Annotated in this window: 10 protein-coding genes and 1 riboswitch; of the genes, 4 read left to right on the forward strand and 6 right to left on the reverse strand. The window is 44.2% G+C overall.

The genetic code is table 11. The features are described from left to right. Positions 1-253 precede the first annotated feature (253 nt). The 4 genes from J6U00_RS14110 to J6U00_RS14125 all read left to right on the forward strand — a co-directional run bounded on the left by J6U00_RS14110 (position 254) and on the right by J6U00_RS14125 (position 4,147). Positions 254-1,873, forward strand: a complete 1,620-nt coding sequence (locus J6U00_RS14110; RefSeq protein ID WP_296582878.1) for a fused MFS/spermidine synthase — start codon at positions 254-256, stop codon at positions 1,871-1,873. A 17-nt stretch (positions 1,874-1,890) separates the two neighbouring features. Next, positions 1,891-3,021 carry a hypothetical protein gene (locus J6U00_RS14115; protein ID WP_296582880.1) on the forward strand — a complete coding sequence of 377 codons (1,131 nt, stop codon included), beginning with the start codon at positions 1,891-1,893 and terminating at the stop codon, positions 3,019-3,021. A gap of 140 nt (positions 3,022-3,161) precedes the next feature. Beyond that, on the forward strand, positions 3,162-3,656 hold the full coding sequence (locus tag J6U00_RS14120) for a hypothetical protein (RefSeq protein ID WP_296582881.1): 495 nt from the start codon (positions 3,162-3,164) through the stop codon (positions 3,654-3,656). A 20-nt stretch (positions 3,657-3,676) separates the two neighbouring features. Next, positions 3,677-4,147: a peptidylprolyl isomerase gene (locus tag J6U00_RS14125; protein ID WP_294750612.1), complete on the forward strand. Its 471-nt coding sequence runs from the start codon at positions 3,677-3,679 to the stop codon at positions 4,145-4,147. Positions 4,148-4,210: 63 nt separating this feature from the next. On the opposite strand, the gene J6U00_RS14130 is transcribed toward J6U00_RS14125, so the two are convergent. The 6 genes from J6U00_RS14130 to J6U00_RS14155 form a co-directional block, all read right to left on the reverse strand. Then, the gene (locus J6U00_RS14130; RefSeq protein WP_296582883.1) at positions 4,211-5,209 is read right to left on the reverse strand and encodes an alpha/beta hydrolase; all 999 of its coding nucleotides are present in this window, start codon (positions 5,207-5,209) and stop codon (positions 4,211-4,213) included. A 166-nt stretch (positions 5,210-5,375) separates the two neighbouring features. Next, the gene (locus J6U00_RS14135; RefSeq protein ID WP_296582886.1) at positions 5,376-8,549 is read right to left on the reverse strand and encodes a GDSL-type esterase/lipase family protein; all 3,174 of its coding nucleotides are present in this window, start codon (positions 8,547-8,549) and stop codon (positions 5,376-5,378) included. A 528-nt stretch (positions 8,550-9,077) separates the two neighbouring features. After that, entirely contained in the window at positions 9,078-9,509 is a 432-nt protein-coding gene (locus J6U00_RS14140; protein WP_296582888.1) for a hypothetical protein, read from the reverse strand. A 9-nt stretch (positions 9,510-9,518) separates the two neighbouring features. After that, entirely contained in the window at positions 9,519-10,703 is a 1,185-nt protein-coding gene (gene metK, locus J6U00_RS14145; RefSeq protein WP_296582890.1) for a methionine adenosyltransferase, read from the reverse strand. A gap of 62 nt (positions 10,704-10,765) precedes the next feature. Then, positions 10,766-10,869: riboswitch (SAM riboswitch) on the reverse strand. Positions 10,870-11,370: 501 nt separating this feature from the next. Continuing rightward, entirely contained in the window at positions 11,371-12,810 is a 1,440-nt protein-coding gene (locus J6U00_RS14150) for a HAMP domain-containing sensor histidine kinase (protein WP_296582893.1), read from the reverse strand. Then, positions 12,797-13,474 carry a response regulator transcription factor gene (locus J6U00_RS14155; RefSeq protein WP_296582895.1) on the reverse strand — a complete coding sequence of 226 codons (678 nt, stop codon included), beginning with the start codon at positions 13,472-13,474 and terminating at the stop codon, positions 12,797-12,799. The genes J6U00_RS14150 and J6U00_RS14155 overlap by 14 nt, the downstream gene beginning before the upstream one ends. Positions 13,475-13,684: the final 210 nt, after the last annotated feature.

Genomic DNA, 13,684 nt, shown 5'->3' on the forward strand with positions numbered 1-13,684 from the left:
ACAGGCTTTTACCTCAGGTCCCGGCTTTCCCTCGCTGCGTGAAGGGCTCCTGCTGTAAAGCTTCATGAGCTCCTTTCTGTATCTCTCCATATCGGGAATCCTGTTATCCATAATATCTCCTCCCGATAAAGTCTATGCCCGACACCAAACGATTATACCACTTTACAATCCAACCTCATTTGTGATATAATTGATTTGTTATCGGTTTTTGTACGATATACGCTGACAACTTGATAAATTAAAGGAGATATATATGAAAAATAAAGCTGCACAACAAAAAAAGCCACTGCCACGTATACTGAAAAACAAATGGTACCTTTATATAACGGAATTCTTTGCAGGAATGTCCGTTATGGCTGTGGAGCTTGGCGCCAGTAGGCTCCTTGCCCCATATTTCAGCTCCTCCCAGATAGTCTGGACAATAATCATAGGTACGATAATGATAGCAATGGCTCTCGGTAATATATACGGTGGCAGGAGCGCCGATAAGAATCCCGATCCTGACAGGCTCTACGGACGTATCCTCATTGCAGCAGTATGGATAGCCTCCGTACCCTTTGCAGGCAAATTCGTAATTGCCGGAATATCCGGACTGCTCGTCCTCACCGTCAATACCGGTTTCCTTGTATGGGCTGCCTTTCTCACCTGTATGGTTGTATTTGTATATCCCCTTTTTCTACTCGGAACAGTAACCCCCTCTCTTGTAAAATACACAGTTGACTCTCTGGATGACAGCGGCAGTACAGTAGGAACTCTCGGGGCCTTCAACACCATAGGTTCTATCATAGGTACTTTTGTCCCTACCTTTATATCCATTCCTGCTGTTGGAACAGCCGTTACATTCCTCATCTTCTCTGGAATACTGCTTGTTATTGGACTGATATACTTCATAAGCAGCAAACGTGGGGCTGTAAAGGGTACCGTATCAGCAGCGCTTTTCATAGTATGCTGCTTTGCTTCACCCTCCATGGGCTTTGCATTCTGGGAAAAGGGTCTTACCTATGAAGGAGAGTCCGTATACAACTATCTACAGGTCAGTGAAGACCCGAATCATACCTATCTCTCCACGAATGTGCTCTTCGGAGTTCAGTCCGTATATGTGAAATCGGGAGAGCTTACAGGTATGTACTACGATTATGCCATGGCTGCTCCCCTTATGACTGCTTCCCCGAATACTGCCGATATACTTGTTCTTGGCATGGGAACAGGAACCTACGCAAAGCAGTGCATGACCTACTTCAAAGGTGTAACAGCTGAGGGAGTCGAGATAGACGAAAAGATAACCGATCTCGCCCACATGTACTTCGAGCTTCCCGAAGAGGTAAAAGTAACTACCTACGACGGCAGAGCTTTCCTTTCAGCATGTGATAAAAAATACGATGTTATAATGGTAGATGCCTATCAGGATATAACAATCCCATTTCAGATGTCTTCAGTGGAGTTCTTCCGCCTTGTAAAGGAACATCTCAACGAGGGCGGCGTAATGGTAGTCAATATGAATATGCGCTCGGAAAGCTCCGACGGCATAAACGGTTATCTTTCAGATACGATTTCAGAGGTATTCGGGAATATATATACCGCAGAAGTGCCCAACACGACTAACCTTGAACTTTTCGCATCTGACAGCGACAATATGCTCTCCGCACTCAGCCGTAATACTGAAGCTCTTGAAAATGCTCCACTCATGGAGCTTATGAACAGAGTACAGAAGGAACTTGTCCCATACACTTCAAAGGGCAGACTGCTTACCGACGACAAGGCTCCAGTTGAGCTTCTTGGTATGCAGGTCATCGACGACCTGATACAGGACGAGCTGATATACTACAAGAAAGCCTTTGCTGAAAAGGGTATAAGCGGTCTTATAGAAAAATAACGGAAAGAAGTAAAAGAATGGATCACAAAGTTACTTATGCAATCATAACAGAAAAATGCCCACCAGAAATCAAAGCTCAGCTCATGACACTTCCGGAATTTGAAGCTCTTTCTATTGAAGAACAGGCAAAAGAATTAAAAAGAGCGATAGAGATAACAGGCACAGACAAGACATTAATAAATTACGCCTATAATAAGCCCATGGAAAAAAGGAACGATCCGCCTTCATCACCCAGTCTGATGATTATAACCATCATTTCAATGATAACAGGATTTATCCTGATATGTGCTTCCTTCTTTTTTCTCGATTCAAACAGGGAGCTCAGCGGGCTTATTGTTGCAATAGGTCTTATCCTTGCTGCCGGTGTGCCTGCGGTATGCTATTTTATAGACCGTATACTCGTCGAAAAAACTGTGAAACGAGAAAAAGAAGAAGGAATATACTATTCTGAAGACTCCGTTGACAGCTATAATGATATTTCTGACACCAATTTTTCCAGAGAAACTCCTCCGAAAGCTGTGATCTGGGAAGGTGTTGCAGGAATAATAATGATATCCGCTTCACTCGTGCTTCTAAGCCTGCTAAAAGGCACTACCCTCGGTATAGTACAGGGAATCCTTTTATTTGCTGGCTTCACGCTTCTTTCTATAAGCCTGAAACAGGTAAAAAAATACGATATTGCATTGTTGCTGCCTATACCTGCTTTGCTCGGACTAACACTTCTGATATTCAGTACAGTTGAAGCAATATTCCCGGATATTTCTGTAATATTTCTCTGTTGTTCACTGATTGAATGCGGAATACTAATAATACTAATGCCAGCTGTATACAACATTGTCAAGAAACGCCGATGTACTGAGAAAGTCAGTGCCGTATGTGTGTATGTTCTGTATACGAACGGAAAGAACGGAGCTATTTACAAGCCTTACTGGTCATATACATATAACGGTGTAAACTACACTCACAAGGATCTCATTTCCAAACGTGCAGTCTATGTTGGAGAAACGACTGAGCTTATGATCAATCCCTCTGCACCACATGACATATATCGTTTAAAGCTTCCTAGCAGCTGTATATATCTTATGTTTATATGCGGATTATCAGCATTTATAGCATTTATGGTAGCAGCAGGCTTCCCAATGAAGTAAAAGCCTTACGCACTTGACAATATACCGTTATTGGATTATAATTAATATAATATGTCTTGTCTTCAATGGCCGCCCCATGGCAGTCATTGTTATGAACTTTTCAGAATATCATTTACCCCATATTACAAGGAGCTGTTAATATGCAGAATAGACCTTTGATCGCGCTTTGTCTTGCGGTTTTAGCCGCAGTTCTTATAATAGTCGCAGGCAAATCCTGCGCAGAGGATATAAACAGAATAAACAAGAGAACTCAAAGCACAAAGTCTACCATCAATCCTGATGATCTCTTAACAAACAGTCCCACTCCGCCAACGTTGCCGTTAACGACTGCCACAGCGCCGGATCCAGAACAGTATGTCGTAGTCACCAACATGATAGGCGAAGTAATTCAAACAATACCAATAACCACAGAGGAAGTCACAGAGCAACAGTACGCCACCGTGACCGATCTTCTAGGAGACCCAATAGGTCTTGTACCGATAGATCCCGACGAGATGCCGACGACTACCCTCTCTATCCTCGAACAGTACGAGGCTACAAGAGCTTCCATGGAAGCCGCAGAGAGAGCGGAACATCCGACTACGGCAGAACCAACCACTGTATTAAGGACCGATTTCACTATCGTGCTTAATTAAACAAAACGGAGGAAAGAATTATGGTAATCATCGAAATGGAAAACGGAAAGAAGATAAAGATAGAGCTTTATCCTGATATCGCTCCTATCTCATGTGAGAACTTTGAAAAGCTCGTAAAGCAGGGCTTCTATGACGGTCTCACCTTCCACAGAGTTATACCTGGCTTTATGATACAGGGCGGTTGTCCTAACGGCACAGGTACAGGCGGTCCCGGTTGGCACATCAAGGGAGAATTCGCAGCAAACGGCGTTAAGAACGACCTCAAGCACACAAGAGGAGTTCTCTCTATGGCTCGCTCAATGATGCCTGACTCAGCCGGATCTCAGTTCTTCATAATGCATGAGGACGCTCCTCACCTTGACGGAAACTACGCTGCATTCGGCAAGGTAGTAGAGGGCATGGAGGTAGTTGATGAAATAGCAGAATGTGCTACAGACTATCAGGACAAGCCTACAACACCTCAGATAATGAAGAAAGTAACTATTGAATAAGCATTGAACAGAAATAAGTATCTGTCCTGCAAAAAGGGCTTCCTGCCGGAAGCCCTTTTACTTTTATCTGTATTCCCAGTTCTTTATCTCCTCAAGGAGACCATCAAGGTTGGTATGGTGGAGATAATGTGTTCCGTCTATCTTTACCACCTTGCTCTTCGGGTGTGTTACTATATCTTTGTGGAGCTGCTCCCACTGAGCCATTCTCTCGCAGTTGTCATTTGAAAGCACATACAGAACAGGCACTGTTTCAGGGAATCTCATATCACGGCACTTCTCAATGCTCTCCCCCAGAAGCTTCATTTCCTGCATCTGAGAATCGTTCATGGGGACTGTGCAGTACATGGCACAGACCTTGTCCCTGTCCTCCTCTGTAAGAGTAGGTATTTCGTCCATAAGTGCATTCATTCCAAGCTCCGTAGTCACACGGTATATGCCGGTCTTAACGAACAGTGCACGGAGCAGCTTGTAAACCTTGTACTGGTTCTCCGGCTTTGCCATCCATTCGTCGGAATCCACCTGATGAGGTACGGATGCATCTATTCCTATAAAAGCTTCCACCTCATCTGCATACTCGTTGGCATAGTAGAGAGAATACAAACCAGCGATTGAATGTCCGATGATCGTGTATTTGTCATAGCCAAGGTGTTCCATAAGACCGTGGAGCTCTGTACAGTAATTCTCAACTGTGCGCTCTGTATCGGTAACATCGCTGAGACCTACACCAATAGGATCAACGATTATTAGTTTGTAGTCCGCGTTTATTCTCTTTGCAAGGGTATCAAACTCATAGTGAGTCGACGCGGCACCGTAGCCCGGAAGTATTACCGCCACCCTGTCAGAGTTGCTGTCATAGAAGGTATAGTTTATCCTGTCCCCGAACTCAGAGGTATAGTACTCTCCGTAAGCATCCGTATAAAGCTTTCTGTCGCTCTTGTTGAGAATGTGGTTCCTTATGGCAAGTATCACGACTGCTACTGTAATGACAGAAAGTATCGCCCCCAGCACCTTGAGTATGACTCTTAATATCCTGTGCCTCTTCTTTTTTCCCTTTGCTTCCATTTCTTGGTTCTCCTTTTGATGATAAAAATTAATGCTGCGTTTCATACTGTGTATAAATCACTAAGACATTATACCTCTTTTTTCCCCTCGTGTCAACAAAAAACGCCCCTGTCAAAGGTGAAATACTCAAAACGAGCGTCACTACCGTGACAGGGGCACCTGTTTCTTATTTGAGGTATGAAGCAAGACCGCTTATGCCCTGCTTTCTTATTTCTCCTGCAACCAGACCGGCTACAATATTGGCCCCTTTCTCGCAGAAGTGAGTACCGTCTGTAGAACCTGCCACAGCACCCATAAGATGATAGCTCTTTGCAGTATCATAGCCTACCGAGTTGTAGTGGTCCACCATAATGGAATTCAGGTCTATGCAGGGTATGCTGTACTTTCTTGCAAGGTTGTAGCAAGCCTCGTTATAGTTAGTATAGCTGTTGCTGAACCTGCCGTTGGAGTAAGCCTTCATGCCGATAGTCGTAGTCACGAGTATCGGAGTTGCTCCCTTATCCTTTGCTGACCTGATGAACTGAGTCATATACCATTCATAAGAGCCAGATGAAGGATTGTCCACATTTCCGCAGGTAGGAGCGTATCTGTCGGCATTAGCAGAACCTGCATCGTTTATGGCAAACTGTATCATTACAAAGTCACCTTCATTAAGACTGTCCGCAATTGTCTGCCATCTGCCCTCGTCGTAGAATTTCTTGGAGCTTCTTCCAGCTATGGAGTGGTTTGCAACAGTAATATCACCATTGAAATAATCCTTCATATAATAGCCCCAGCCCTGCTGAGGGGCATAAGACTCACGGTAGCTTTGAGCTGTGGAATCTCCTGCTATATAAAGAGTGCGCTTACCGCCTCCAGAGCTCTGCTGCTCCTGTGACGGGTCGTATATCTCAGCGTAAGGCTCGTCCGTGATGATAAGCTCGATATAGTCGATATTCGGAGCTCCCTCCGACATTGCCGACTGCATGAGAATAGTGTTGTTTCCTGCCTTCAGAGGCAGAACTATTCCGTATTCCTGCCAGTCAGTCCATGAGCCTGTGCCGGGGAATGACTGCATCCAGCAAGAATCATAATTATTGTTAACGAAAAGCTTCATCTTGCGGTCGCTGGTAGAGCCGTTTGCAAAGCGAATATGGGTCATATAGTTCCCATCAGAAGAAACGTTCACTGTAAATGTTATGTTGCTGTCAGTATTGTTTCCAAGGTTCACATAACCCTTATCACAGGTATATCCAGAGTTTACTGTCTCGATGATACCATCATTCCATGTTTGGTCTGCCGCATAATACTTGACCGGAACAGGTGCAGCAGCAGTAGTTGTTGTTGTCGAAGCTTCAGTGGTTGTAGTTGTTGTGGTTGTTGTCGGTGCAATAACTACGTTAACAGGTGTCGGAAGATCATTGAGACCGAGAAGATAGGTCTGTATGAACAGAGCATCAGCAACTGTCATGCCGTCTTCGTTTCCTGTAACATCTGCATTGCGTACCCCCTCCTCAGTGATAGCTCTTCCGGTGCCGCCTATACCGTATTTGTTGGGATTTGCCAAAGCCTGCATAATGAGTACAGCATCTGAGAGGTCCACATCGCCATCGCAGTTTGCGTCACCGTACTCTATGAAGATATCGAATATATACGAAGTTGTGGTCTCAGTCGTAGTGGTAACAGTGGTCGTAGTTGTTTCAGTAACCGTTGTGGTAGTTGTTGGAACCGTTATAACAATATCATCTACCTCTATCATTTCCCACTTCTGGCAGGCATGACCGTTTACTTCCCATTGCTGTACATTGGCTCCGTTGCTCGTAGAGGCGCTTCCAACCTCTATCGCAGAGGCATCCCTTGAAGCCCTTGTGAGTATGGTAACCGTACCGTCACCATTGTCGGCAAACTTGAAGAACTGATCACTGTAGCCGTTCTTATCAGCGACCACTATATTCGCTCCATTGTCTCGGCTACCGCTGTCAACATAGAGGCAGAGTTCTGAATCAACAGGCTTTATGTAGTAATAGTCGCCTGTTGCCTGTATGCACTTCCATGTATTATGGAGCTGTGAAACGCCGCCTGACTGTCCTTGCTGAACGTTTGCCCCGTTTGTCATGCTTCCGTCAGCGACTTCCAGATACAGACCGCTGTTGACATTCCTGAACATATAGCTGACATTTGCATCGGGGTGAATAGGCTCCCTTGCACCGGACTGTATCTCCTCCAGCATTATCTCCGCTATCTTCTGAGCTCCCATTTTGCTCTGATGAAGGTCGTCAGCAGTACCGTCGTTCTTTATTGCATAGTATGAAGCCATTCCGTCATAGCCCACGGAAAGCCCAAAATTCTGCCATCTGGTGAACAGGTCAACTACCTGAACGCTCTGCTCGCTGCCTATCTTGTCGAGAGAACTGCCGTACCAGCGCCCTGTAAGTCTGGGGCTGCGCTGTAAATCGCCTCGCCTGCCCTGTTGCTTTACAAGAACTACCGTCATGCCCTTAGCCTTGGCACGTTTTACCATATCAGTGACAGTGTTGTAATACTCCGTTTCGTTAGAGTAGTTTGAATCGTTTATGCCTATTGAGATTATGTAATAATCTCCGGATTTTCCGTAGGTCTCTATAGGTGCGAACTGTCCGGCGTCCACAAAGCCCTTGGCGTACTGTCCGCTTGTAGCCATATTCCTGACATCGAATGTCGTTCCGCCGAGCTTGCCGCTGAAAAACTGTCCCCAGCCGTGCTGAGAGGTGTCCGCACAGTTATAGTAATTGGCAACAGTAGAATCGCCGCATATCCATACTGTAGGCGGCATTTCTCCGGTATCATTTAGCTGTGTTATCTCAACAGCTGAAATTGACTGCTCACGATTGCTCATACCCTCAACAGCCTGTATATTGAGCTGACCGTCGGTAACTGGTATCTTCACGGTCTCAGTAGCCCCTCTGCCTGTGAGGTTCATCATCTGGACCATGCCTTCAAGCTTTATAGTAGTACGAGGAGCATTTCCCACCGTTACCTTTACTTCGTAAAGTCCCTTGGGCAGGTCAACATTGAAAGTATTTCCCGTACCATAGTCCTTGAACTGAACAGCGTCCGCCAGTACTCCGTTTCCACCTGCCGATACGTTTGCAACATTCCATGTCTGAGCAAAGCCATATCCTCTGCCCTGATCGTAACCGTCAGATGCAGATACACCGGTATAGCCTCCGGCTGCTCCACTGCCACCGAAGTCGAACTTCCAGTTTGTGGAAGCCGCCTGTACTGAAACAGATCCTGCAAGATTGGCAGCTCCAAGTCCTGCAAAAGCTGAAACAGAAAGCGCTAGCGACGTAAGACCGCTCAGGATTTTTCTGAATCTCATTTAAACTCCTCCAATTCCGTACAAAGTACGCATAATTATCTACAGTAATTATATCATTGTTAATAATTCAAGTCAATATTTGATGTATGTACTTTTGAATTATTTTTACGCATTTTTGTATCATTTTAACAATAAAAATACATAAAAATTGAGCGCCTTTCAGTTGACAATATTCTTAATCAAAAACAGAACAGCAAAAATACAATATCAACATAATCACAAAAAATAATACTTTAAAGCCCTTTGATGCGGATATATTTATTATAAAGAGACCAATAGCTCTGTTTTCAAGGCTCAGAACCGTTCTCTTATACCATAACATCGCATGTATTAACGCTCCGCTGTGCCTGCACAAAAAATGGACTAGCCCCAAGGTGTCAGCTTCGCAACTTTTGAGCTGCTGACAAAAAAAGCCATAAAGAAGTTTCACAAAAACTTCCTCATGACTTTTAATTAGTATTGCAATTCGGACGTTAAGAACCCTGTGGACGTTATAGCTACTGCCCACATATGACCTGTTTGTCCAATTTATTTCCCGGAAAAGGTCTCCGTACTGCGCGTCCTTTTGATAGTAACGTCATTATGTATAGCCCTGATACCGCTGGGAGACTTATCATCACGCTTCTCGGCATGTATAGTCATGCGTATATCGCTAAAACCGTCAAGCACCTGTGTCAGCCTATACAGCGTCTCGCGAAGTATCTCTCGCTGATGTGCCCTGTATACCCTTCCCACTGCGGAATCCGGATTTGTCTCAAAAAGGACGTACATCAAGCTCAGTGCCTGCTCACAGGTAGTGGGAGCTTCAAGAACTCCATTTACCATTCTGAAGGTCATACTAACAGAACCGTCCTCGGCAACGAACTCTGCCATTTCCGAATTTGAGGCATATCTACCGAATATTTCAATGAAAACCGCATTGGTGAATTTAAGCACAAGGTAATTACGAAGCTCTTCCATATTTGCACCTTATGAGAGTGCAGCTCTGAGGGCATCTACTCTGTCGGTTTTCTCCCAGGCAACACCAAGATCCTCACGTCCCATGTGACCGTAAGCTGCAAGCTGTCTATACTGGGGCTTTCTGAGGTCAAGCATTTCGATGATAGCAGTCGGACGGAGGTCAAATACCTTTGAAACTGCAGTCGAAAGCTTCTCCTCATCCACCTTGCCCGTGCCGAATGTGTCAACGAGCACGGAAATGGGCTTTGCAACACCGATAGCGTAAGAAAGCTGTACCTCGCACTTGTCAGCAAGACCTGCTGCAACGACGTTCTTTGCAATATAACGTGCAGCATAAGCAGCACTTCTGTCAACCTTCGTCGGGTCCTTGCCGCTGAATGCTCCGCCGCCGTGACGAGAGTATCCGCCGTATGTATCAACGATTATCTTACGTCCCGTAAGACCGCTGTCACCCTGAGGACCGCCTACAACGAAACGTCCTGTTGGGTTTATGAAGAATTTTGTATCCTTGTCCATTAGCTCGGCAGGGATAACAGCCTTGATAACATATTCCTCTATATCCTTGCGTACCTGTTCAAGAGAAACGTCAGCAGAATGCTGAGAAGAAACAACTACAGCGTCAACTCTTACAGGCTTTCCGTCAACGTACTCAACAGTTACCTGTGACTTTCCGTCGGGGCGGAGGTAGCGGAGAGTGCCGTCCTTTCGTACTTCTGTGAGCCTGATAGCAAGCTTGTGAGCAAGGGATATAGGAAGAGGCATAAGCTCGGGAGTCTCATTGCAAGCATAGCCAAACATTATTCCCTGATCTCCAGCTCCGTTGGAAAGACCGTCGGACTCGCCGTTCTCTTCTCTGTACTCGAAAGCCTCGTTTACACCCATTGCGATATCAGGAGACTGCTCATCTATGGATGTAAGCACTGCGCAGGTATGTCCGTCAAAGCCGTACTTTGCTCTGTCGTAGCCGATGTCTATAACGACCTGACGTGCGATCTTTGGTATATCTATATCGGCTGAAGTAGTTATCTCGCCCATACACAATACCATACCCGTGGTCACACATGTCTCGCATGCAACTCTACCCAGCTTGTCCTGTTCAAGAATAGCGTCGAGCACAGCATCTGAGATCTGGTCGCAGATCTTATCGGGATGTCCCTCTGTTACCGATTCGGATGTGAAAAAGCATTTACTCATTAAAAAAACCTCCTGAAAAATAAAAAAGACTTCTCTATCCGAGAAGTCATGACTGCACAAAGCCCTCATCTTCCGGATAAACCGCAGGAATTAGCACCTTCGACTCATTTCAGTCGGGTTGCTGCGGCTTCATCGGTCCTGTTACCTCCGCCGCTCTTGATAAGGTTATGGGTTCATTATACACCCTTGTCGGTAATTTGTCAATAGGCAATTGCGTCTGTGCAACAAAATTTTTTCATAGCAAACAAATGAGCCTCCTTTTCAGGAAGCTCATCTGCCATGATATAGGGATTATTGGGGATTTAATAATTTAATGTTGGGGTAAACATTAAACTACCATGAAAATCAGCTTCGGGATATTCTCCCTCAGCATTTACATTATATCATACATTTATGTATTTTGTGTGAAAAAGACGATAGTGCAGTGTAGAAAAATCAACCATAATTTCTCTTTATATTGTGCATCTTACACAAGAGCCGTTGTAAACGTCCACCCATTTAATACCTTACGTATATTTTTGTAATCAAATAATCGCCAGTTATTACATTTTATGCTTATCCGCAACTCTTTATCAGTTCGTGCGAACGTCAAAACTGTATCGCGAACATTTTTCTGCCGATTTAAAGCCTATGTTTCTGATTTACAGGATGTAATATCTATATACCATCACTTTTTCACGTTTCTGATCTTGAACCAGAAGGTGGAGCCCTTTCCGAGAGTGCTTCGCACTCCGTAATCAAAATTATGCATTTTCAGCACAGCCTTTACTATTGAAAGGCCGAGACCTGTTCCGACCACCTCACGCTTGTGGTTCTCAGAACGGTAATACTTATCGAATATAAGTTTTATCTTGTCCTCCTCGATACCATTTCCCGTATCTTCGACCTCTACAATAACGCCGTCATCCTTGTTTATCTGGCGCACAAACACCTTCTTGTCATCACCGGTATAGTTTATCGCATTATTAATAAGATTGTATATTACCTGCTCGATCTTTACTACATCGCAGCAAACAGTCCTTTCCTCGTCCGGAGTGAACTTGATATTATATCCGTTCTTATCGGAAAGTCCCTTAAATCGGTCTATTATCTCGTTTAGCTTTTCAGTGATGCTGAACTCAGAGAGAGAAAGCTTCTGTTTTCCGCTTTCGAGCTTTGAGAGGTCAAGCATATCATTTACCAGCAACGCAAGACGGTCGGTCTCGCTGATAATTATTTCAAGGTGCTCGTTTCGCTTTACAGGATTGTCGCCCGAAAGGTCGCGTATCATCTCGGCATAAGCCTTGAGCATGGTCAGTGGTGTTCTCAGGTCATGGGATACATTTGCAATTAGGTCTCTCTGCATAGTATCCACCTTTGAGAGCTCTTTCTCCGCGTAGGTAAGAGTATCTGCCAGTTGCTTTGCTTCGAGATATCCTCTTCCGTCGAATTTCGTACTGAAATCACCCTTTGCAAGCCTTTCAGCGGACTTTGTGATCCTGTCGATAGGTGAAGATATTCTTTTTGCTAGATAAAGTGATATCACGAAAGCAAAAACGACAAGTATTGACGTAATAAACATTAGCTGGCTCTTTACTATGTATACCGTATTCGGAACGGGTTCGAGTCTTGAATTTACTATCAGATATCCCTGAGGAGAAGAAGCACTGCCGAGCCTGCATCCTACTATCAGCATATTCTCGTTTGTGCGCGGATTTACTTCTGTCGTTGTTAAAAAGCCGTTCTCCGAAGCTTGTATCTTGCTAACAAGAACTTCCTTGTTGTAATTGCGGTCATGTATGATACATTCGGCTATTACTTCCTTTTTTGTATCAATTCTGCCATACCTGTCAAGCAAAAGGACACAGACCTCATTTTTGACTGCAACTTCAGTAAATTTTCGATAGAACTTATCTTTAGGATCATTATTGTATGAATCAATTATCGTCTCAATGCTGTCCACAGCAGTACGTATCTTCATTCTCTGAAAGAACTTGTCAAAAAAGAATATCTGAAAAAGCCAGAGAAGTGCGAATACCACGAGAGTAAATATAATAAAATATAGCCATACTGTGAATTTTAGTGGTATCCTGCTGCCTGCTCGCCTGAAATGTTTAATCGGCTTCAAACTTATATCCCATTCCTCTCAGTGTAACAATGAACTTGCGGTATTCTCCGAGACTGTTTCTAAGCATTTTTATATGAGTATCCACAGTACGATCATCGCCGAAGAAATCATAGCCCCATACCTCTTCAAGAAGTTTGTCTCTCGAAAGAGCGATATTCTTGTTCTTTACAAGATAGAACAGCAGATCGTACTCTTTTGGCGTCATAGAAGCCTTTTCGCCGTTTACGTATACTTCTCTGCCGGCAATATCAACATCAAGTCCCTCAAAGGAGTATTTATCAGGTGATACAGCCTCATCTTGATGAGTATTCCTCTTGAGGACAACCTTTACTCTTGCCATAAGTTCCTTGGGAGAAAAGGGCTTTACAACATAGTCGTCTATACCTATCTCAAAGCCGAATAGCTTATCGTATTCCTCGCCTCTTGCAGAGAGCATGATAACAGGTATGCTCTTGGTCTTATGTATTTCCTTGCATGCTGAATAGCCGTCAAGTCTCGGCATCATTACATCCATTATGATGAGGTCATAATCATTATCATGACAAAGATTAACAGCTTCCATGCCGTTCTCGGCTTCAGTAACCTCATATCCTTCAAATTCAGCGTATTCGCGAACTACATTGCGGATATTTTTTTCGTCGTCAACAATAAGAATATGTGCCATAATTTACCTCCATATATGTATTTATAGTCCGGTAAAGTCGCCGGAGCACGAAACCATTTCTGATGTATATTATAACATATAACATACCAAATAGCAAGATTTACGAAGAAAAAACTCCTGCCGCTTAATATTGGCGCGAACATGTCTGCACTCGGCTCTTCTAAATAGCATTATATTTGACAAAAGTGTATATTACGTGAAATATTCTTG

It is taken from the genome of Ruminococcus sp. (assembly GCF_017650195.1).
GTDB lineage: Bacteria > Bacillota > Clostridia > Oscillospirales > Ruminococcaceae > Ruminococcus.